This window comes from Sunxiuqinia sp. sy24, assembly GCF_052677165.1.
In genome coordinates, this window is record NZ_JBQYLH010000012.1 from 89367 (window position 1) to 112443 (window position 23077).

Consider the following 23077-nt stretch of genomic DNA (forward strand, 5'->3'; position numbering starts at 1 on the left):
TCGCCAAATAATAAACAATTTGGCACCGCAGAACCCTTTCGGAATGAAAGACTTAATTTCTGCGGTTTAATTATGCTTGAAAAATTGTAATCCAAATAGAATGAAAGTAGATGTAATTTTAGGTCTCCAATGGGGAGACGAAGGAAAAGGAAAGATTGTTGACGTCTTAACTCCAAAATATGATGCCATATCTAGGTTTCAAGGCGGCCCCAACGCCGGGCACACCCTAGAAATCAACGACTTCAAACAAGTACTACACTCCATCCCGTCGGGAATCTTTCACGAGAACAAAGTTAACCTCATCGGAAACGGCGTTGTGCTCGACCCCTTGGTTTTCAAAAAAGAAATTGACTCTTTGAAAAAACATGGGCTGGACTTGCACAAAAACCTTTACATCTCAAAAAAAGCCCACCTCATTTTACCAACACACAAATTGCTTGACGCCGCTTCGGAAGCAGCCAAAGGTGATACAAAAATCGGCTCTACCTTGAAAGGTATTGGCCCCACTTATAAAGATAAAATTGGTCGTGATGGCCTTCGTGTTGGCGACTTGGGCGAAAACTTCGATGAAAAATACGCTCAGCGAACCAATGCCCATAAGGACATGCTCGAAAAGTTCTTTCAATTTGATTACAAGGAACTCCTTGCCCAAGTTGAAAAGGAATGGTTTGAAGCCATTGAGATTTTAAAAGAATTTACCTTTGTTGATAGTGAGCACATGGTCAATGACCTGTTGCTGGATGACAAATCGGTATTAGCTGAAGGTGCACAAGGAACATTGCTTGACATTGATTTTGGCTCCTACCCCTTTGTAACCTCATCGAATACGATCTGCGCCGGAGCCTGCACAGGCCTGGGAATCGCACCGCAAAAGATTGGCAAAGTTTTCGGAATCTTTAAAGCTTACTGCACCCGTGTTGGTATGGGACCATTCCCAACGGAACTACACTGCGAAACCGGGCAAAAATTACGCGATGCTGGCAATGAATACGGATCAACAACGGGCCGTCCAAGGCGTTGCGGCTGGTTAGACTTGGTTGCACTGAAGTACTCGATCATGATTAACGGAGTAACTGAACTTTTCATGATGAAAGGCGATGTTCTGGACGACTTTAACACTATTAAAGTTTGTGTTGGGTACGAAATTGATGGCGAGGTTGTCGACAAATTCCCCTTTGAACTGGACGACCAGGTAAAACCAATTTACGTTGAACTTCCAGGCTGGAAAACTGATTTAACTCAACTAACCCATCCTAATGAGTTTCCAGAAGAGTTAAACAGCTATATCAACTTCATCGAAGACGAAACCGGAATTCCAATTACCATCACATCGGTAGGTCCTAACCGAGCACAGACCATTCACACCGGAAAAGAATAACAACTTCAAATTACAATACTCTCAAAAGAGCCCTTTTTTAGGGCTCTTTTTCATTTAAAAACAGTTCAATTTCTTTCGAAAGTTCCATTAAAATATTACTTTTAACGGACTTAATTCTACAACACCCGCGAATCCATTTGTAAATGCATTCTCCTCTGGTATTTTTTAGTGTGTGAAATGGCCAGTTTTTTTGAACAAAAATGGGGTCAAAGGGTCAATCTGCAAAGAATAAGTCATTGCGATTTAATAAAGAGAAGAAGTAAAACCGAAACGGTTTTGCAAAGGGGACGTTCAAAAATTTTTCTGAGAAAGAAAAGTTTTGGATAGCAGTTTACTGAAATCAAAAATGAATGAACGTTTATGAACATTGTGCGCCCGACCTTAATCCTTGATAAAGAGGTTTGTTTACGAAATATTGATCGAATGGCTGAAAAAGCGAAAGCCAAAAATCTGCTTTTCAGACCACATTTTAAAACCCATCAATCGGCTGTGGTGGGAGAATGGTTCCGTCATTATGGTGTAACCGCCATCACCGTGTCATCGGTTCAAATGGCCACCTATTTTGCCCAATACGGATGGGATGACATCACCATTGCCGTGCCGGTAAATATTCTGGAAATCAACCAAATCAATTCGCTGGCAAAAAAAATAAAACTCAACTTAATCGTCGAGAACAAAGACATTTTAGTCCAGCTCGCTAAGTTTACGAAATCGCCGGTAGGTCTATTTATTGAAATCGATACGGGCCACAACCGAACCGGAATCATGGCCAGTAAAACCAACCAGATAGATGCTTTGCTGGATATTATTAAACAAACACCAGCACTCGAGTTTAAAGGTTTTCTGACCCACGCCGGGCATACCTACAAAGCCAAAACCAGGCATGAAATTTACAACTTCCACTTTGACGCTCTGCTTAAAATGCGCTCACTTAAAAGCAGGTATAAAAAAGAATGGCCCGACCTAATCGTATCCATGGGCGACACACCATCCGAAAGTATTTGTGATAACTTTGACGGAGTGGATGAAATTCGGCCCGGAAACTTTGTGTTTTACGACCTCATGCAACTCAAACTGGGAAGCTGCTATTTTGAAGATATTGCCATTCGGCTGGTTTGTCCGGTAATCGCCAAGCATGGCTCCCGCAACGAAATCACCATCTACGGAGGTGCCATTCACATCTCCAAAGACTCGATAATCAATATTGACGGAAAAAGTCTTTACGGACAAATTGTGATTCGAAAAAACAAAGAAAAGATTCTGTTGGACGAGAAAAACTACCTCTGTGATATGTCGCAGGAAAGTGGCATTCTAAAATTAACGTACAAGGATTTCCATCTGATCAATGTGGGCGACCTGGTCGAAATTATCCCAGTACATAGCTGTCTGACCGTTAATCTGATGGGTAGTTACTACACGACTGATGGAGAGCACATATCGCTGATTACAAAAACGGATAACTAAGCACCCTGCATTCTGCCCAGAGCTTCAAGATAGGCTGTTAGCGGATACAACTTTTCATCGTACCAAAGCGAGGCAAAATATAGCCCAATGGGTGAAGCTTTCAAGCCATGATGCTGGTAATAGTGGTCCAACCACCCTAATCCTGCATCAGTGGCTGCGTTCGCTTTCCCACCAGAAAGAGCAGAAACAGCCAAAGCCGTTTCCTCCATCGAGCCGGCAATTCCCTTCGCTCCTCCCCAGCTGCCATCAGAATTCTGAACCGAAACTAAAAACTGCTCACCTGGTCCAATCATATCCTGCAACTGCTGTTGAATCGATCCAGCCATCCAGCCATGTGCGGCAGCATCCTTTAGATAAGTCAAAACCTTGGCCGTCCCATAAACTGGGTTGGAATGATCCACCGTTTGCTGGTTCCCAAACCAGAGAGGCAACCAACTACCATCCGAGCGCTGATGATTCTGCAAATAACTCAAAGAGCGATTAAAGGCACGTCGATAACGTTTCAACTGAGGCCGATCCAGTTCCCCTTCAAAAGCATCAACGCAGGCCGACAAAGCAAGCAGACCATGGCCGGTCAAGTCCGCACAGCTCTGATCAAACGGCAACTTCCCCCAGCCCCTGGAAAAAGTCGGAAATCCGCCATCCTTATTTTGAAGTTGCAGCAGCCAGTCGCATCCTTCCAATACCTGCTTTTTAACGTCCTCTCTATCTTGAAGTTGAAGAAGCGCTAAAATAGCACCCGGAGTATCGTCACCATCGGGAACCGCACCACTGTAATTGGTCCACCCCCAACCTCCGGGCCGACTCCCATTAAAGGGATGAATAGCTAGATTCTGAACACGCTTCAGATGATTGGCTAACTGCATTTGCACTTCCGGTCTTAGCACCTCATTTTTTAGGTTTCGAAGTGCTTTTACAGACAAAGTGGTTACCCAAGTCGACAAATTAATATCAATCGGCCAGCTGCCATCTTCGCGCTGGGTTCGTTTTAGAAATTGAATTCCTCCATCAACAACCTCCCGATCTTTGTATCCGGCTTCAATCAAACTTAAACACACAAAGGCAGTCAAAGGTATAGCTTCCAAAAACCCGCCACTGGATGGCATCAATTTTTGCAATAAGTCCAAGGCTGGATTGATGGACCAACTTCTCAGCGAACGCCCAAAAGCGCTCGATTTCTTCTTTTTGAAAACCACAATTCCCACTGCAATAAGCGCAGGAATTGCATAGCTTACCACACTTAAATTAAGCATTCGGTAAAAACTACGGGGTAACAACGAAAGCTCAAAAGGCAACTGCGGAATATGCCGAAAAGCCTCTTTGCCAGGCACTCCACACAAGCCACACATGGTAAGAATTGGAACAGAAAACGTATAATCTTTTTGGTAATGACTAAGAATGGCCTCGGCAACCTGAGGCGCGTGCACATCAATGCCCTGACCAGCCAAATAGCATGATATTTTAGTCTGCAAAGCGGCTGTCGCCTGATTCGTGCTGACATACAGGCTGGTGGCAGCATAAACTAGCAGACTTGTACTCATATTGCCCGGACTTTCAGGCGTATCACCAAAACTCCCATCGACATTTACATGACAGTGCAACCAGCTCAATCCTTTTTGTATTTGGGCTTGATTGGCTTCCTTGTCGTGGAAGTGAAGTGCCGCAATAGCAACCGCCACTCCCAGAGCGCTGGACGATAGTTCGCCCGTCCAGTAACCTTCCGGATTCATCTCCTCCAGCAAAATACCTGACAGTTCCTCAAAACGCTTTTGCAAATCATCTCTTATCATGTTCATCCATGTTTAATCCGGTTCATCGTTATTTAAACAGCCCAAAGCCAGTAAGCCATAAAAAGTGTATTCCACATCCCGGGTTTCATCGCCATCGCCCGATAAAAAGGCACCACGCTCGAAATTATGCTGAATAAAATTAAAGCAAGTCGGGGCCATCAGCCGACAATCAAATCCGGTTTTATGCAAAGCGAACAAAGTCACGCCCATCGATAAGAGATCACCGGTTCTCAACTGCTCAAATGCTCGAAAACCAATTCCATCTTCAAAGTAAGTCAGCAATTGCCGTTGCATTTTAGCCACCGGCAATCCTACTTCATGCCGGGCTACGGCTAATGCAGCAATCAAGCTGCATGGCACACTTGCCGGTGATTTATAAACCCGCAACAACATTCGAAGGATGGCAGCCATCCTGGGATTTGTCCCATAACGAGCATCAAAAAGCAGCAGAAATAAAAAAAGTTGATACGAGAAATTTATCGCATGATCTCCATTCACAAGCTCCTTAAGCAAAGCGATACTATTTATTTTTTTCTGACACAAGCCTTGTTGAATCAGCATCAAGGCAAAACGGTCAACAGAACTTTGCTCTTCCTTCCGATTCCGGACAAAGTCTTTCAACCGCTCCAGCTCATCTGTCTTATTCATAGCCGAAGTCAGCCAATAACCAAAAAGCGAATAATACAAATCCGGGCGCTCACCACGATCCATAAAAGCACCACTCGCATGCTGCTGATCCGAAACAAACAGGCTAATTTCCTTTTGGCTATCCGCATCAAGCAAGCTCAATCCAGCTTGCACGTGTTTGATTAATTGTTGGTAGATCGGTATATAATTTAGGGAGGGACTCATGCTTCAGGTAATCAGAAAATTTTCCCCATTACTCCATATAGACTTAATTTCAGTTTCAAATTCTGAAGTTGATCCAGTTCTCCATAACACTTGTCAACATACAAGTTCAAGAAAGCTTCAGCGTATTCATCAATCTGTTCATCGATAATTACGCGGCGCAATTGGCTGAAATTCGTCTGCTCCAACTCCGCCAGCCGCTCTTGTTTTCCGTTTTCAATGAAGCGTTCATTCAGCAAGGCCAGTAAAAAGGGGAAATGATCAACCTGTTCCTGATGCTGTTCATCGCGAAATTCATGCAAATCATCGCGAATCTGATAGGCTATACCAAACCAGTCGGAAAAAATCTGCAAACGCCTGAGTTCATCAGCAGGTGCTCCACCATTGATCGCCCCAAACAACAAGGCTACTTTTACAGCTTCACCGGTTTTCTGAGTGAATATCTTTAAAACTTCATCTATCGTCATCGCTTGCCGATGCTGTCCCAGCATCAAATCAGCTCCCTGCCCGGTAGCCAGGTTCAAATGAGAAGAAGCCACCACGCGCAAGGACTCAGCCAGAATAGCAGGTTCGATTGGAAGATCAGCCAACAATTGATAACCTTTCCCTATCAGATAATCGCCAACGTTAATCGCCAGGGGAATTCCATGTGTTTTATGCAAGGTTTCCTGATCATACCGAAAATCATCATCATCTTCAATGTCATCATGAATAAGTGATGCCTTATGAAAGCACTCAATGATGATGGCCATCTTGGCTTGAACACCTTCCTGAAACTCGTTCGCATAAGACCGGTATGCCAAGACTGTCAATAAAGGTCGGATGCGCTGTCCACCCATGACCAGCACTTGTTTCGCCAGTTTTTCCGTCGCATCATTGGCCAGAAAAAATTCCTGCAGGGTGAAGTCCGTAAAATAATCAGCAACCTGGTCTTTCAGCAAGGAAACCGACAGAGGCTGCTTTTCAGGATTCGGCTTCAAGCGGTGCATTTCTTCAAACAACCAACCGTAATCGACATTGGTATTTTCGCAACCATCAAATAACAGCGGCAAGCCCAACACAGGCACTGCAGCCCGCGAAACCGGCTCAAACGATCGCTGCAACACCGGCATGCAGCTCACTCCTATCACGGCATCGATGGCGCCTTCCTCAACCAAGCCAACAGCCACTGTTGTTCCTTCGGCAACAAGCGTGGTGTAGCCCAAAGCTTCCGCTTTATTCAGCACCGAATCAATCTGGCAACCTTTGCATCCGGCACAAATCAACCCCAACGAATCCACTTCGCCTTGGCAACTTTGTGTGTTTTTCAAACATTGTGGCAACAAAAGCAAACGACGCTCGAAAGGAGTCGCAGCCACCACTTCACGCCAAATTTCATTACCACAAAGCACAATGGTAAAATCGAGGTAATTCTCATCGATACCAAGTTGCTGAATAACTTCTTGTGCTAGCTCTTGCAGGCGGTCAAAATCAGCTGGCGGCAGAATATTTTTCTGCGCAATCAGCCGGGTCGCTTCCTTTCGAAGCGCACTCCGCAGCTTAACGTCTGTAGGCACTTTTAATCGTCGTTGTGTTTTGATCATCCTTCTTATCCGTATGCGCCCAATCCAAAGAAGGCACGTTTTTTAGCAAATCGATACACCCAGTTTTTTTCCGGAATGGGTTTCCCCGAACCATGACTACACACTTGCTCCATCGCGCGTAATCGTTCGGCCTCATTACCTCTCCCCGAAGTATCTTCCGCACCATGCTTCTCCGCATAATCAACCAGCCATTGCGGGTCCTCCATGATGATACAGCCCGAAGTTTTCTTCGGAATCTCCAGCTTCAACTCCTTCAAAAAGCCAGACGAGCGATAAATCTCAGCCAACGGTTTTTCGCCAACCTTGTCCGTAGCAAACTGAATAACAGGACAAGGCTCAACATAACCCGATGCATTGATATGATGGCTTAAGCCCGAAGCTGCCGGACACAATCCGCGTCCTTCGCCATCCCAATAGGCATCAATAATAACCAATTTGTATTTGGTGCGCGCTTCAACCATGTGTTGTCGAAGCTGTTGTATCTCGTCCTGGCTAAGACATAAGGTGGCAGAGGCATTTTCGCCAACCGGCCGAAAAATATAATACCAGAGGTAAGTGACCCCTTTTTTGATCAGCGATTGAATAAAATCAGGTGATAGTGCCAAATCCAGATTGGATTTGCAAACACTCATAGCCACGCCGGTAACGAGTCCTGCTCCGGTTGCGTCGTCAATAGCCTGTTGGGTGCGCTGATAAACATGCTCACCACCTCGACGCACATCAGCCACTTCTTCATCACCCTCAAAACTAATCAAGGGCGAAACGTTGGCACACTGCCTCAACTTCTCCGCCACTTCTGGCGACAACAAGGTGCCATTGGTAAACAGCTGAAAATAGCAATCGCTATGTTTTTTGAAGATATTGAAAAGCGGTTTATACAGCAAAGGTTCGCCGCCCAGAATTCCAAAGAAATAAGAACCCTGTGCTTTAGTTTCTGTTATGATCTTATCAACTTGCTCAGCTGTCAGACGGCTGTTTTTCTTTTTACCCGTCACCCAACATCCCTGACAATTCAGGTTGCAATCATCAGTCACCGAAATAAAATGAAACGCAGGGAAAAACGTGCCCTTTTTCAGTCGTTTCTGAAAACGATTAAAGCTCAGTGTTCCTTTAATTCCAAGGTTGTAAACAAACTTATACAGACACTTTTTATCCGTCTTAAACAATAGTTGTTTCAGCATGCTATTTCCCTTTTTCAATCCCTTTTTTAAACTCTTGCAATGCCTTTCGGCGCTCTTCTTCTGCCAACCGCACCACACCCTGCTTAAAAATCGACTTTCGCCGCTGGTTGCGTTCATTCAGCAGAACAAACAAGCCCTCCTTTTCCCCCGATGAAACTTCGCCCTTTTGAGCCGGATCGGCACCTGCCAACACCGATTTTTCGGCCAGCCGTGGAAACATAATGGCCGATGCAGGACAGGTTCGGCCACAGGCCGGACAATTATTTTTGCAAGCCAGTGGATTGACCACCGTCAGGCTTTTTTTGTTGTAGGCATACACCCCAAACAGACAAAAACGTGCACATTGTCCACAAAGCGTACAAAGCGATTCATCGATCACCGGAAACCAAGCTGGCACCTTCAACTCACTAAGTTGGATTTGATAGCGCGCTTTACCTTCCACTAGTTGATAGTCCTTTTTCAACTTATCCAAAATTTGATCTGCTGCGAGTACCTTAAAATTCAACACCTCAAAATCGTCCAGTTCAACGGCAACCTGTCGAAACATATTTTTAACTGCACGAGGATAGCACGCAACAATAATTTTGCATGTGTATCTATTTGCAATCGCCTCCAATACATCTTTTTCGTGAACCGCAAGAGCACACAAGTCACTTAGCTCATACACATTGGCGTCCAATTGATGAAAAGCCGCAGCCAATTGGTCGACCTTTTCCGAAGAAATTACACCAGCTCCACATCGACAAAAGAGAATACACGTAGTTTGAATCATGCTGCCTGTACATTTAGTTAGCTAAATAAATTAAAATCCACTCAATTGGGAAATCAATCACAAACTTCTACAACAGCATTAACAAGTTTTTACAAAAAAGGAACTTAAATAATCTAAAGAACTCGGAAATACCTTCTTTTTTAGAGGCACTCAGACTCAAAAAAAAGTAATGCCATGCCCCACAAGGGAAGCACGCGACAAGCAATAAAGCAAAAGGAAATACTATATTTGCAATGTAGGTGGCATAAAAATCGAGTTATCCCGCCGCTATTGCAAAAAAAATCTGAATCAACCCAACCAATGAAAAAAATTGGCGTTTTTATCCGGACCGTACTCTACCGGTCACTCTCGTTTGAAAATTACCTTTTCGTACTAAGCAAAGCGTATTTCTTCACCTTCAACACCGGTTTATTAAAACTCAGCAAATCGTTTGAATATCCTTACTTTTTGAATAAATTCGTTCACCATGGCGATGTGGTGATTGACATTGGTGCCAACTTGGGCTACCTAACGGTTTGTTTTTCAAAGCTGGTAGGCAAGCAAGGGCAGGTGCATTCCGTAGAACCGGTAGCGCCCGTTCGTCATGTTCTTCAAAAGAACACCAAACGCCGAAAAAACGTACTGATTTATCCGTTTGCCTTAGGCGAAGAAAACAAAGGTATTCAATTGGGAAACAACACCCGTGTAAAAAAAGGTTATGTGGGATCTGGGTCCCATTTTGTAATCGACAAATCCAGTATTGCTGCTGACGGAACTGACATTATTTCGGAGGCCGAGATGAGACGCGGAAGTGAATTGTTCGCAAATTTGGACCAACTCAATTTTATCAAATGCGACATTGAAGGATTTGAAACCGTTGTTCTACCCGAGATGGAGGCGTTGATCAATCGGTTTAAACCAACGCTCTTGGTTGAAAGTGGAGGAACCAACCGTAAAAAAATGCTTGACTTTTTCAGAGCCAGAGGATTTAAAGCCTTTATCCTACTAAACGGAGAGTTAAGACCGGCTAAGGAACAGGAATCACAGGACATCTTTTTCGTTCACACTGAAAACCTCAACGAATGCCTTAGCAAGCACATTCATTCATAAGCTGAAAACTAAATTTAGTCGGCTTCCCAGGCATTCGGTCGAAATCCTCCGATTCAACAAAATATTTTCAACCAAAAGGCCGGGAAAACGTTTTAGGAGAATAATTTAAAACTGAAACTATGTACACTGGATTTTTACATCTGCATAATACGTTACGGTGGTTAATTTTATTGGTTGCGTTAGTCACCCTGCTCAAGTATTTCATGGGTTGGTTTAGCCAGAAAAGCTGGAAAAAGTCAGACAATATTTTGGGAATCATCTTTACAGCCGCCATGGATCTTCAATTACTGACCGGACTGGTACTTTACTTTTTTTTAAGCCCTATTACTAACGCTGCATTCCAGAATTTTGGTGCTGCTATGAAAAACGCTGATTTACGCTTTTACGCTGTCGAGCATTTCCTGATGATGTTGATTGCCGTTGTCTTGGTTCATATCGGTCGCAGCAAGTCTAAAAAAGCAGTGCAACCACGGAAAAAATTCGGTATCTCACTCATCTTCTTCGGAATTGCCTATATCATTATGCTGGCAGCTATTCCTTGGAGCAGAGTCATCGTTTAACCTCTTGATTCAAATTCACAGAGAAACAATCGACAAGAGGCTGTCTCGAAAGAGCACAGCCTCTTGTTGTATATTAAAGCTTGAACTTCTTCAATAATTCATTCATATCAAACCGGAGATTGACTTTCACTTTCGGCAGTTTTAATCCATTCCCCCCATTGGTTGTCTTCGTGGCATAAATAGCATCAATAATGTGTTGATACTTTTTGGTAACAAAATTGCGCTTCAGCTTTAAGGTAGGCGAAAGATCGCCTGTTTGAGGTGTCCATTCTTCACAAACCAAGCGAAAACGCTTGATTTCTTCATGCTGCCCCAAGGTCTTATTGATGGCAGTCACTTCCTTGAAAAACTGAGTATTAACCTCTTTCTTTTGTACCAGCTCTTCATTGTCACGAAAATGAATCTTGTGCTGCGAGCACCAGTCGTGCAAATATTCAAAATTAGGAGATATCAGCGCACTGGCAAACTTTTCATTTTCACCAATCACCATAGCCTGCTCAATAAAAAAAGATTCTTTCAGCTTATTTTCAATCATCTGCGGAGCAATGTACTTCCCTCCAGACATCTTGAACATCTCTTTTTTGCGATCTGTAATTTTCAGGTACTTGCCTTCCTCCAGCACACCAATATCGCCAGTATGAAACCAACCATCTTCATCAATCACTTCAGCTGTTAGCTCCGGAGCTTTATAGTAGCCTTTCATCACCGTTGGTCCTTTGCAAAGAATCTCACCATCATCAGCAATCCGCACTTCTACATTCTCAAGCACAGGGCCGACGGTTCCCACCTTCATTTGCCCCAATGCCGGATTGTTGACCGCAATTACCGGGGATGTTTCGGTCAATCCGTAGCCTTCTAAGGTATACATTCCGGCCATACCCAAAACCCTTGCAATCCGAGGTTGCAAAGCCGCGCCGCCCGACACTACATACACAATGTTGTTACCTAAAGCTTCGCGCCATTTAGAGTATACCAACTTGTCCGCTATTCGTATTCTCATCCGGAGAGACAGGTTATATTTTCTGTTGTATTCGAAATGGCGGGTTAAGCTAATTGCCCAAAAATAAATGCCTTTCTTAATGCCGGTAAGCTCTTTCCCTTTCGATATAAAACCGTCATAAACGCGCTCCAGCAAGCGCGGAACAGAATTAAACATGTGTGGCTTTATTTCTTTTATCGCCGGCACAATTTGCCCCAGATTCCCGACGTAATAAACGCCCATTCCTTTATACTGAAAGTGATAGTTTACACTTCGCTCATACACATGGCAAAGTGGAAGAAAACTAATAACCCGGTGATCTTTGCCCAAATCATGCATCTTGGCATGAGTTGTAAAATTGGACACCAAGTTTTCCTGTGTAAGCATGACACCTTTGGGAACCCCCGTGGTGCCTGAAGTATAAATGATGGTTGCCAAATCATCGGCAGAAATTGATGCTTTAATTTGCTCTAACCGCGAACCCCATTCGGTTTGCTTGCTTTCTCCCAGTTCCATTATCTCTCTAAAATGCGGGCAGCCTTCAAAATCTTCAAATGCATAAATTCCTTTAATTCCGGGAATTTCTGCCGCCACTGCACTGATTTTCTCAAAAAGTTTAGAGTCGCCTACAATCACATAGTGTACATCGGCATGCTCCAGGATATATCGATATTCATCATCGCCAATGGTGGGATAAATGGGGACATGAACCAACCCTGCCATCGCTAACCCCATATCCACAAAATTCCATTCCGGCCGGTTGGTCGTTACCGTAGCAACTTTATCTCCTTTTTGAAGTCCCAGAGCCAGCATCCCCATGGCCAACTGATGCGACTTTACCTTATATTCTGAAGTCGAGTAAGTGTACCATTTTCCATTGGCTTTTCCTCCAAGAGCATCTTCACGAGGATAGTTTATCTCACACCAAGCAAGGATATCAAACGTCCTCTTCACCATATTTCCCATGTTTCTTTGTTTAGTTAAAACCTAGTCAACCAAACAAAGTTAACATTTCAACGATTTAAGCAAATTGATATAAATCTATTCTGAAAAAGAATATTCCTACATTAAAAAAACACACAAACACAAGACGCTGGCTACCTAACGATTAAACATCTAATTCAATTCTCCTACTTCTTCGTATTTCTTATACTTGGCGTAAGACCACACCGCTAAGATGGTTATCAATCCAATGGAGATATAAACAGCCCAATGAATTCCATCGGCTGAACCTTTTCCATAAGAGTGCAGTCCTGACAAAAAATAGTTGACACCAAAATAAGTCATCAACACCGAAGTAAAACCAATGACGGTTGCCAGGTTATAGTTGTAGCGTCCTCTTAGCGATGGAATCAAGCGCATATGGACGATAAAAGCATAGATGACAGCTGTAATTAAAGCCCAGGTTTCTTTAGGATCCCAGCCCCAATAGCGTCCCCAGCTTTCATTGGCCCAAACTCCTCCCAGAAAGGTTCCTATCGTAAGCATGTATAAACCAATGGTTGCCGAAAGCTCACTGATTGTGGTCAGCTGATCGATAAAGTAATCGACATTCATATGATTGTTCTTCGTCATTAGGGCATACAACACCAACACCAGCAACCCCAGAAAAGCACTTAAACCAATGAAGCCATAGCTTGCTGTAATGATCGACACATGAATCATTAACCAGTAGGATTTCAACACGGGAACCAGCGGCGTAATTTCCGGATTCATCCAATTGAGGTGAGCGACAAACAGGGTAATTCCGGACAAAATAGCTGCGGTGCCAAGCACCATCGGGTACTTTCGTCCAAAGATGATTCCGGCCAACATAGCTGCCCAGGCAACGTAAATCATCGATTCGTAACCATTACTCCAGGGAGCACGCCCCGAAATGTACCAACGAATAATCAAGCCCAAAGTGTGTACTAAAAATCCAATAAAGATGAGCCCACTAAAGGTTATTCGGGTCACTCGATGTATTGGTTTTTGTCGGAAGATATTCACAAACAAAATAGCTAGCAGGATAAACCCGGTTAACAAATACCAGGGAAAAACTCGTTTAAATGGTTGGTATTCGTTGTATAGCATTTCAGCCGATTTCTTTTGCTCTGAAGGCAAAATGTCAGCTCCAAATTTTTGTTGAAAAGCAGCAATGGTAGCCATAATTTGCCGGGGCTGAATATCGCCATTCGAATCGATTCCACCAGCCAACAAGTTGAAGCTTCGATTGACAAAAAGCGAGTCGTTAGTCGGGTAGCCAGTAGGCTTACTTCCAACGGACCACCATGCGTCGGTTTGATTGGCCGGAGGAAAGAAGGTCAGCAAATCACCTTTAAACACCATAAAGCTGATATTAATTCGCTCGTCCAGAAAAATATATTCTTTATCCAACTTATTCCGAAAAGCCGGTGCTTTGGCAAAAGCAGCTTTCACCTGTTCGGTAATCCGGTAATTCCCATCCAGGTCAAACAAATCTGTAATTCGGGCATATTTCTCGCGAACACCAATAGAGGACGCAATTTCCTTGTCAATCTTGATAAATGGAATGGAACGCCACAGCGCGGGATACAGATTCATGCTCAACACCACTTCGTCGGAAGACATACCGTTGAGTGATGATTTCCGACTTAGCTTACGCAAAATCTCACTGGACAAAGTCGACATGGGTTCAATCCGCCCATCGTGTCCATGCACCCACAATTCCGAAAAATCGCTAACCAACTCTTTGTCCAAACGAGGAATACCAGCTGTACTCTGGGCATTTCCGGTCTGTCCTATCACCAGAAGGGCCAACAATAAAACCGCAAATTTGGTTTTGCTTGATTGTTTCAGGTGACGCACTAAAAACTGGAAATACGAATTTTTATTCAGAAGCGATAAAATCATCCCAAGCGTCAATAAGAAGTAGCCCACATACGTAACGAAAGTTCCCCAGAAATCTTTATTAACCGATAACACCGTTCCTAACTCATCCTGATCATAAGATGATTGATAAAACCGGAATCCGCGGTATTTCAAGGTATTATTCATAAATATGCGAACATCGCGCTGAACATTACGCTCGTCATCAATCAATTGAATTTCGCTGGCAAAAGACGAAGGACTTTCAGAGCCAATATACCGTTCCAGTTGAAAATCCTTTAACTTCAAACGAAAAGGCAGTTTAACGGGCTGCGACCCATAAGTTAATTTTACCGGCGTATTGCCTACCATATATGTCACCGGATCTCCGAGTTGACCAGCACGACCGAAAACATTAACTACCGCCTGCCGGTCACCGTCCGATATTTCAACAATCACAGCATCTTCACCGGTATCTCCTGAAGCTGATTTACTGACACGCAAACTGGCGTTTTCATAGAATTTTTTCACCAACACCAGATAGCCATCAAAGGCATACAAATGCATCAATTTAACTTCGGAACGCGTTCCGGCTGGCACCCGCTCCGGCTCCCCGCCTGCCATCGACCGAATTTCCATATCGCGATCAGCAACAACGTACAATTGCGAACCTTCTTGCTCAAAACGCACATCGGCTTGACCTTCGAAACCAACAGTCGCTGGTCCCAGATTGACCTGTTGACCTTTGCCAAAGGTGAAACTCTCCATCCCTTGACCTGCCGAAATCACAAAATCAACCATCGGATCACCTGACTGACTTTCAATAGGTGTGCGTGCAGCATCTTTCACAAAACCAACCGTTTTCACACGAACCGATTGCCCTTCGATGGTCAGTTTCTCATTAAACTCCTTTGCACTCAATTCTGAAAATAGAACTTTATCTGATAACTTCTGCTGATCAGTTTCAACGGTAAAATACGAATCGGTTGAAACGATATAGTCGGCTGAGGATCCCTCACGAATATGCATCATTCCTTCAAAACTGATGTAACGGGTAATGCCAGCTCCAATCACTATCAGTATAAACGACAAGTGAAAAAGGCCAATCGTCAGTTTCTTGATGGTGTATTGCCGATACTTAATGAAATTATGGATCAAACTTATACCTAGCAGTAAAAAAACAAGTTCAAACCAATGTGTATTGTAAACCAAGGCTTTGGCTGCCGGGGTGCCGTAACTACTTTCAATAAACGTAGCAATGGCCATTGAAAAAGCCATAATTAACAACAAAAACCCCATAAAAGCAGTGGAAACCAGAAAGTGATAGATTCTCTTCATTAGAAAGTGTCTTTTATTAAAAGAAGTGTAAAGTATAATTTTTAGGCTGAGTAAAAAAATGCTTTTCTTTAAATAGCTACCACATTAACACTTATTGAGATTATTAGTTTAACATTCCCTCGAAAAGCAAAAAGCAAATACTCCCAAAAACGAAGGACGATATGAAACCCTAAACCATTTCTTCGTGTACAAGAGACTAACTTCAACTTATAAATTAGAATCAGATGAAAAAAAACATGGGAATGACTGATCGCGTGATTCGCTCCGTTGTTGCAGTCGTAATTGCGATTCTTTATTTTGCCAATGTGATTACTGGAACTCTGGGAATTATTCTGTTAATTCTGGCTTGCGTATTTTTATTAACCAGCGTCGTGAGCTTTTGCCCTCTATATCCTATTTTGGGCATGAACACGTGCGAAAAATCGGATGAACTCTAGCTTGGCTTACAAAAACAAAAATCATGATGCGCACACCGGACCACGAAACAGTGGTTATTTATACCGGCAAAACGATGGATGCTGAAATGGTTAACCAGCTGCTGAACAATCAGGGTATTGAAACACTCATCAGCAATCAACTAATGGGGAGCATTGCTCCCTGGCAAGTATCGGCTGGTGGCTTTGAACCCGTCGAAATCATCATCAACAAAGAGGATGAAGCAAAAGCACGACAACTGATTAAGGAGTTTCATTATTCAAGTTAAAATATCTGTTTGCAGAAAAAAAGCATCCTCTCGATTGAAAAGTACAGGTAGGATTTCCCCAATTGCTGTCTAAAACTCAGTGGTTGATTTGTTTCCGAAAAACACGTGACGATTCGGTGTGAGTTTTTCACTTGAACCAAAGGAAACTCATCTGCAATAAAAAAGGTTCCACCTAACAAGTCAAGTGAAACCTTTCGAATCTATTAATATTGATTGAACAGTCTTATCCAACAAATGATTTTGCTTTGGCAATGGCAGCCTCAATTCCGGCCACATCTTTTCCTCCAGCCGTAGCATAAAATGGCTGGCCACCGCCACCACCTTTCATCTCCTTGGCTGCTTCGCGAATAATCTGACCAGCATTCAGGCCTTTTTCTTTCACCAGCGAATCGGCAATCATGATGCTTAAGCTCGGTTTACCATCGATTTCAGCGCCCAGTACCAGGAACAAGTTATCGACCTCCCCTTTCAACTGGAAAGCCAAATCTTTTATAGCCTGAGGAGAATCCAATGCCACCTTTTCGGCAATCACATTCACTCCATCAATCTGAGTTACTTTCTTTTTCAGTTCATCTTTCACTCCGGCGGCAGCTTGCTTTTCGAATGCTTCCAGCTGCTTTCTCAGCTTCACATTTTCATCCTGCAAATCTTCAACCGATTTTTTCAGGTTTTTGGTATTATTAAACAAACCGCGAACTTCATGCAACTCACTCATATTTTTGTTGATAAATGCCTCAGCTTTATCGGCTGTGATAGCTTCAATGCGTCGAACACCTGCCGAAATAGCACTTTCTGAAATAATCACAAAAGAACCGATCTGGCCTGTTGCCGAAACGTGGGTTCCACCACACAGCTCCACCGAATCGCCAAACTTAATCACCCGTACATTGTCGCCATACTTTTCACCAAACAAAGCAATCGCTCCCATTTCCTGCGCTTCAGCAAAGGGCACATCATGTTTCTCTTCCTGCTTAAAGTTCTGGCGAATCAACTCATTCACCCGAGCCTGAATCTGTTCCATTTCTTCTTTGGAAACTTTCTGAAAATGGGCAAAGTCAAACCGCAGGTAATCGGCATTCACCAACGAACCTTTTTGTTCCACATGCGTTCCCAGCACTTCGCGCAAGGCCTGGTCGAGCAAGTGAGTCGCCGTGTGGTTATTGGCTGTTAATTTTCGTTTCTGATTGCTTACCACAGCCCGGAATGCAGCTGATGGATCAGCCGGCAATTCCTTAGCGATATGCACAATGAGGTTATTTTCTTTCTGAGTATCGATGATGCTTATTTTAGCTCCATTGGCTTCAATGTAGCCCGTATCACCTACCTGGCCGCCCGACTCACCGTAAAACGGTGTTTGATCAAAAACCAGGTGATAAAATTGCTTATCTTTTTGCTTCACTTTGCGGTAGCGGGTAATCTGAACATCAGCCTCCAGCGTGGTGTAGCCTAAAAATTGCACTTCGTCAATTTTCTTCAGTTCGACCCAATCACTGGTTTCCTGTGCTGCCGCATTCCGCGAACGATCTTTCTGCTTTTTCATTTCTGAATCAAACTCAGAACGACTCACCGTCAATCCGTTTTCACGCAAAATAAGTTCAGTCAAGTCCAAGGGGAAGCCAAAAGTATCGTACAATTCGAAAGCACTTTTACCTGAAACTTCCGATACGCTTTCCTTTTTTGCTTTCACCATCACCTCATCCAACAAGCGGATACCGGTTTCCAGGGTACGCAAAAAACTCTCTTCTTCTTCCTTGATCACCTTTTCAATCAGCACCTGCTGGGCCTGCAACTCAGGAAAGGCATCGCCCATATTTTCTTTCAGTGTTTCCACCAAGCGGTAAATAAAAGCTTCGCGAAAATTCAGGAAGGTATAGCCATAACGCACCGCACGACGTAAAATCCGGCGAATAACATACCCAGCCTTGTTGTTTGAAGGCAATTGTCCATCGGCAATAGCAAAGGCAATGGCCCGCAAGTGATCGGCAATCACACGCATGGCAATATCGTCCTTCTCATTTTCGCCATATTTCTTACCACACAGTCCGGCCAGGGTACCAATAATGGTTTGAAAAACATCGGTATCGTAATTCGACTTTTTATTTTGCAGCACCATGCACAAGCGTTCGAAGCCCATTCCGGTATCAACATGCTTGGCTGGAAGATCTTCCAATCGCCCGTCAGCTTTGCGGTTAAACTGAATAAAAACCAGATTCCAGATCTCAATCACCAGTGGGTGATCCTGGTTTACCAGTTCGGCTCCGGGAATTTTCGCCCGCTCATCATCATCACGCAAATCGACGTGAACCTCGGAGCAAGGACCACAAGGGCCAGTTTCGCCCATTTCCCAGAAGTTATCTTTTTTACTCCCATTCAATACATGGTGAGCGGGCAAATGTTGCAACCAAAGATGCTTGGCTTCTTCGTCCAATTCAAGTTTATCGTCATCACTCCCTTCAAAAACGGTAGCATACATGCGGTCAGGATGAATCCCCATTTTATCATGTAGAAATTCCCAAGCCCAATTGATGGCCTCTTCTTTGAAATAATCGCCAAACGACCAATTTCCCAACATCTCAAACATGGTGTGGTGATAGGTGTCGTGCCCTACTTCTTCCAAATCGTTATGCTTACCCGAAACGCGCAAACATTTCTGTGTATCTGATACCCGCACCGACTTGGCAGGCTCATTACCCAAAAATATATCTTTGAATTGATTCATTCCCGCATTGGTGAACATCAGCGTAGGGTCATTTTTCACCACCATGGGAGCCGAATCGACTATGGTATGTTGCTTTGAAATAAAAAAATCCAGGAAAGCTTTCCTGATCGCTTTGGAATTCATGTGTCTATCTTTTTCTGGTTGTATGATTCTGTAATTTGCGTATCGCTATTCACTCGCCAATGAAACCACCCAATAATCAATTCAGATTCCGGGATCCGAATACGTTTAATTTTTGTTAAAAAGCACCTGCCGGCACCCCAATCAAACTTATTAACTCAATATTTCAATTACTTTTGCGTTTGTAGTTAATCTGCCTGATTTTTTAAGTCTTGCAAAGTTAGATTAATTACTTAAATTTGTTACATATCGGAAAAAAGAAATTGGTTTTTATGGCAAAAGTTAAGTATAAATTCAACCCCGAAACACTAAGTTATGACAAGGTTGAACGCAACTTAAAATCGAAAATCCACCGTTTTTTATTGTTTTTCTCCTCCAGCATTGTGGTTGGCACCTTGTTGGCAGTGGTCTTTCTTCAGTTTTACGAAACGCCTAAAATGCGAAGTATAAAGCGCGAAAATCGGCGTTTAGTATCACAATATGAACTGCTGTATCAAAACCTGGAAAGCATTGAAGAGGTTTTAACTGATATTCAACATCGGGATGACAACTTATACCGGATTATCTTTGAAGCGGATCCCATCCCCAATTCTGTTCGGAAAGCTGGCTTTGGAGGCGTTAATAAGTACGCGCATCTGGAAAGTTTCGAGAATTCAGAATTGGTCATTAATACAGCGCGCAAGCTGGATGTAATTGCCAAAGAAGCCTACATTCAATCCAAATCATACGACGAAGTATTAAAACTGGCATTAGACAAAGAACAAATGCTTTCGAGCATTCCTGCGGTGATGCCTATCTCCAATAAAGACCTGAGACGAACAGCCTCTGGCTGGGGGTTTCGAATTGATCCAGTTTATAAAATTCGTAAGTTTCACTACGGAATGGATTTTACAGCCCCAATCGGGACTGAAGTGTATGCCACTGGAGACGGCGTGGTAAAAGAGGTTAAAACCTCGCGGGGTGGTTACGGACGATGGGTTGTTATAGACCATGGCTTTGGCTATGAAACGCTTTACGGACACCTCAACGAGTTCAATGTAAAAAAAGGACAAAAAATAAAACGAGGCAGCGTGATTGCCTATGTTGGGAATGCCGGCAAATCAACAGGTCCCCATTTACACTACGAAGTGCACAAAAAAGGGAAAGCCGTGAATCCGCAATACTACTATTTCAAGGATTTAACGCCTCAGGAATATGAAAAGATGATTGCCATTTCGTCCAATATGGGACAATCTTACGATTAAACAGGTGAGTCGTGCCTTACAAAAAACCCAAGATAGAAAAGGTCTTTTATTCGATTGGTGAAGTAGCTGACATGTTTGAGGTCAACACCTCACACATTCGTTTTTGGGAGAATGAATTTGACATTCTGAAACCCCAAAAGAACAAAAAAGGCAACCGACTCTTCACCAAGGAGGATATTGAAAATATTAAGCTGATTTACCATTTGGTAAAAGAGCGTGGCCTGACTCTGAAAGGAGCCAAGCAAAAGCTAAAAGACAACAAGCAAGACACCCTGGACAAACATCAATTAGTCGATCGATTACAATCTATCAAGTACATGCTCCTTGACATTCAAGAGAAAATGGATGACCCTCAATAAACCGGGCGACTGAAATCTGAAAACTGAAAACATGATATTAAGCGAAATCACCACTTACCTCGAATCGGTTGCGCCCCTGGCTTATCAGGAATCGTATGACAACGCAGGACTGTTGGTTGGAGATCCAGACAAAGAAGTTAAGCAGGCACTCATCACGCTGGATGTTACCGAAGAAGTGCTGGACGAAGCCATCGCCAGCAAAAGCGACTTGATCATTGCTCACCACCCGCTGATTTTTGGTGGATTGAAAAAGCTGAATGGTAAAAACGAAGTCGAACGCTGCGTGATCAAAGCCATTCAAAATAACATTGCCATTTATGCCTCACACACCAATCTCGACAGTGTGATTGGCGGAGTAAACAGCAAAATTTGCGAGAAACTGGGCCTCCAAAATTGCCAGGTACTTTCTCCAGTTGCCGGACAATTAAAAAAGCTAGTCACTTTTATTCCTTTTGACCAGGCCATAAAAGTACAGCAAGCCATTTTCAAGACAGGTGCCGGACAAATTGGCCATTACGATTCCTGCGCCTACTCCATTCCCGGGAAAGGTAGCTTTCGCGGCGATGAAACTACCCAGCCCTTTGTTGGTAAACCGGGAGAGATTCATTACGAAAATGAGTTGCGCTTTGAAACCATTTTCCCCAAACACATCGAATCGAAAGTCATCCGCGCCCTAACCGAAGCCCATCCGTATGAAGAGGTGGCCTACGATATTTATTCGCTCGACAACCTTCACCCGCAAGTAGGTATCGGTATGGTTGGCGAGCTGCCCAAGCCTATGGACGAGAAACGCTTTCTTCGCATGACCAAGAAAACATTTGGAACGGGCGTTATCAAACACAGCCCTTTACGCAATGAGAAAGTACAAAAAATTGCCGTCTGTGGCGGTTCCGGAAGTTTCCTGATCAAACAAGCCATTGCTGCTAAAGCCGATGTATTTGTGACCGGTGATTTAAAATACCACCAGTTTTTTGAAGCGGAAGGCAAAATAGTGCTGGCCGATATCGGTCATTTTGAGAGTGAGCAATTCACTAAAGAAGTTTTTTATGAATTACTTACAAAAAAATTCCCTAAATTTGCAATCCGTTTATCCGGTGTAAATACCAACCCGGTAAACTACCTGGTTTAACAAAGAAAATTAGAGCATTCAAATATGAATACACAGTACCAAGAAGACAAATCAGTTCCAATTAGCGAAAAGCTAAAAGCCCTTTTCGAGTTACAAACAGTTGTTTCTGATATTGACAAGATTAAAACCCTTCGTGGTGAACTTCCGTTAGAGGTGCAGGACCTGGAAGATGACATTACCGGTTTGAGTACTCGCGTAAGCAATTACAGTGACGACATCAAAACCCTTGAAACGTCAATTACAAACCGCAAAGCCGCTATCAAAGAATCGGAAGCGCTGATTACTAAGTACACCGAGCAACAAAACAACGTACGCAACAATCGCGAGTACGATTCATTGAACAAAGAGATTGAATTCCAGAAACTGGAAATCGAACTTTCTGAAAAGCGCATCAAAGAATTTACGGCCGAATTAGCGTCTAAAAAAGAAGCCATCGATTCTTCAAAAACGTTGCTGTCAGAGCGCCAAGAAGATTTGGAACGCAAAAAAGCGGAGCTGGAAGAAATTACAGCGGAAACGAAAATTGAAGAAGAAAAGCTAAAAGGCAAAGCCGAAAAAATTGAAAGCGTCATTGAGCCTCGCTTGCTGACTGCCTTCAAACGGATTCGCAAGAATGCCCGCAATGGCCTTTCTGTCGTTACCGTTCAGCGTGATGCCTGTGGTGGTTGTTTCAACAAAATTCCACCGCAACGCCAAATGGACATTGCCAACCGCAAGAAAATTATCGTTTGCGAATACTGCGGACGAATCTTGGTTGACAAAGATATTTTGGAGCCCGATCAGTTAGACCAGGCTGAATAGTTGCCAACAACAAAGCATAAAAAAAACCTTTAGAGCATCTCTAAAGGTTTTTTTGTTTCCACTAGTCTGCTGCGCGAAATAAAAGCCAGCCGATTTTTGTTTGCTTCTCCCGGCGGGGAAATAATTATAGCTTTTCCAAAGCTTTAAACTTTGGAAAAGTAATTAGCTCACCGCGCCTCTGTTTCCCCCAAAA

18 protein-coding genes are annotated in these 23077 nt (G+C 43.4%); 10 read left to right on the forward strand and 8 right to left on the reverse strand.

The window, feature by feature from the left end; all coding sequences use genetic code 11:
- Positions 1-100: 100 nt before the first annotated feature.
- On the forward strand, positions 101-1378 hold the full coding sequence (locus tag ACUNWA_RS11775; protein WP_445592111.1) for an adenylosuccinate synthase: 1278 nt from the start codon (positions 101-103) through the stop codon (positions 1376-1378).
- Positions 1379-1738: 360 nt separating this feature from the next.
- Entirely contained in the window at positions 1739-2842 is a 1104-nt protein-coding gene (locus tag ACUNWA_RS11780) for an alanine racemase (RefSeq protein ID WP_445592112.1), read from the forward strand.
- Here ACUNWA_RS11780 and ACUNWA_RS11785 read toward each other — a convergent pair.
- The 5 genes from ACUNWA_RS11785 to ACUNWA_RS11805 are packed head-to-tail and all read right to left on the reverse strand — an operon-like array spanning position 2839 to position 9017.
- Positions 2839-4632, reverse strand: coding sequence for a prenyltransferase/squalene oxidase repeat-containing protein (locus ACUNWA_RS11785; protein WP_445592113.1), 1794 nt, complete (start codon positions 4630-4632; stop codon positions 2839-2841). The genes ACUNWA_RS11780 and ACUNWA_RS11785 overlap by 4 nt on opposite strands.
- 12 nt (positions 4633-4644) lie before the next feature.
- Positions 4645-5484, reverse strand: a complete 840-nt coding sequence (locus ACUNWA_RS11790) for a hypothetical protein (RefSeq protein ID WP_445592114.1) — start codon at positions 5482-5484, stop codon at positions 4645-4647.
- A gap of 11 nt (positions 5485-5495) precedes the next feature.
- The gene (locus ACUNWA_RS11795; protein WP_445592115.1) at positions 5496-7064 is read right to left on the reverse strand and encodes a polyprenyl synthetase family protein; all 1569 of its coding nucleotides are present in this window, start codon (positions 7062-7064) and stop codon (positions 5496-5498) included.
- A gap of 5 nt (positions 7065-7069) precedes the next feature.
- Positions 7070-8245, reverse strand: coding sequence for a radical SAM/SPASM domain-containing protein (locus tag ACUNWA_RS11800; RefSeq protein ID WP_445592116.1), 1176 nt, complete (start codon positions 8243-8245; stop codon positions 7070-7072).
- A 1-nt stretch (position 8246) separates the two neighbouring features.
- Positions 8247-9017, reverse strand: coding sequence for an ATP-binding protein (locus ACUNWA_RS11805; protein ID WP_445592117.1), 771 nt, complete (start codon positions 9015-9017; stop codon positions 8247-8249).
- Between the two features lie 300 nt (positions 9018-9317).
- Between ACUNWA_RS11805 and ACUNWA_RS11810 the strand changes: the two genes are divergently transcribed.
- A complete protein-coding gene (locus tag ACUNWA_RS11810; RefSeq protein WP_445592118.1) occupies positions 9318-10106 on the forward strand; it encodes an FkbM family methyltransferase in 789 nt (262 codons plus the stop codon).
- Positions 10107-10225: 119 nt separating this feature from the next.
- Positions 10226-10666, forward strand: a complete 441-nt coding sequence (locus tag ACUNWA_RS11815) for a hypothetical protein (protein WP_445592119.1) — start codon at positions 10226-10228, stop codon at positions 10664-10666.
- A gap of 73 nt (positions 10667-10739) precedes the next feature.
- Here the strand turns inward: ACUNWA_RS11815 and ACUNWA_RS11820 are convergent, their stop codons facing one another.
- Together ACUNWA_RS11820 and ccsB are read right to left on the reverse strand one after the other, a co-directional pair.
- Positions 10740-12611: an AMP-dependent synthetase/ligase gene (locus ACUNWA_RS11820; protein WP_445592120.1), complete on the reverse strand. Its 1872-nt coding sequence runs from the start codon at positions 12609-12611 to the stop codon at positions 10740-10742.
- A gap of 150 nt (positions 12612-12761) precedes the next feature.
- Positions 12762-15809 (reverse strand): c-type cytochrome biogenesis protein CcsB, encoded by a 3048-nt coding sequence (gene ccsB / locus ACUNWA_RS11825; RefSeq protein ID WP_445592121.1) that lies wholly within the window; start codon positions 15807-15809, stop codon positions 12762-12764.
- Between the two features lie 224 nt (positions 15810-16033).
- On the opposite strand from ccsB, the gene ACUNWA_RS11830 reads away from it, so the two are divergent.
- Both ACUNWA_RS11830 and ACUNWA_RS11835 read left to right on the forward strand, forming a co-directional pair.
- Positions 16034-16246 carry a YgaP family membrane protein gene (locus ACUNWA_RS11830; protein WP_445592122.1) on the forward strand — a complete coding sequence of 71 codons (213 nt, stop codon included), beginning with the start codon at positions 16034-16036 and terminating at the stop codon, positions 16244-16246.
- Positions 16247-16269: 23 nt separating this feature from the next.
- On the forward strand, positions 16270-16512 hold the full coding sequence (locus ACUNWA_RS11835) for a putative signal transducing protein (protein WP_445592123.1): 243 nt from the start codon (positions 16270-16272) through the stop codon (positions 16510-16512).
- A gap of 223 nt (positions 16513-16735) precedes the next feature.
- Here ACUNWA_RS11835 and alaS read toward each other — a convergent pair whose 3' ends face one another.
- Positions 16736-19354, reverse strand: a complete 2619-nt coding sequence (gene alaS / locus ACUNWA_RS11840; protein ID WP_445592124.1) for an alanine--tRNA ligase — start codon at positions 19352-19354, stop codon at positions 16736-16738.
- Positions 19355-19623: 269 nt separating this feature from the next.
- Between alaS and ACUNWA_RS11845 the strand changes: the two genes are divergently transcribed.
- From ACUNWA_RS11845 to ACUNWA_RS11860, 4 genes are read left to right on the forward strand one after another with little or no spacing between them, the layout of a single operon-like run.
- The gene (locus ACUNWA_RS11845) at positions 19624-20595 is read left to right on the forward strand and encodes a M23 family metallopeptidase (protein ID WP_445592125.1); all 972 of its coding nucleotides are present in this window, start codon (positions 19624-19626) and stop codon (positions 20593-20595) included.
- A gap of 11 nt (positions 20596-20606) precedes the next feature.
- Complete coding sequence (locus tag ACUNWA_RS11850; protein ID WP_445592126.1) at positions 20607-20954, forward strand: MerR family transcriptional regulator; 348 nt, start codon at positions 20607-20609, stop codon at positions 20952-20954.
- A gap of 31 nt (positions 20955-20985) precedes the next feature.
- Positions 20986-22083 carry a Nif3-like dinuclear metal center hexameric protein gene (locus ACUNWA_RS11855; RefSeq protein ID WP_445592127.1) on the forward strand — a complete coding sequence of 366 codons (1098 nt, stop codon included), beginning with the start codon at positions 20986-20988 and terminating at the stop codon, positions 22081-22083.
- 24 nt (positions 22084-22107) lie between these two features.
- Positions 22108-22884, forward strand: a complete 777-nt coding sequence (locus tag ACUNWA_RS11860) for a zinc ribbon domain-containing protein (RefSeq protein ID WP_445592128.1) — start codon at positions 22108-22110, stop codon at positions 22882-22884.
- Positions 22885-23077: the final 193 nt, after the last annotated feature.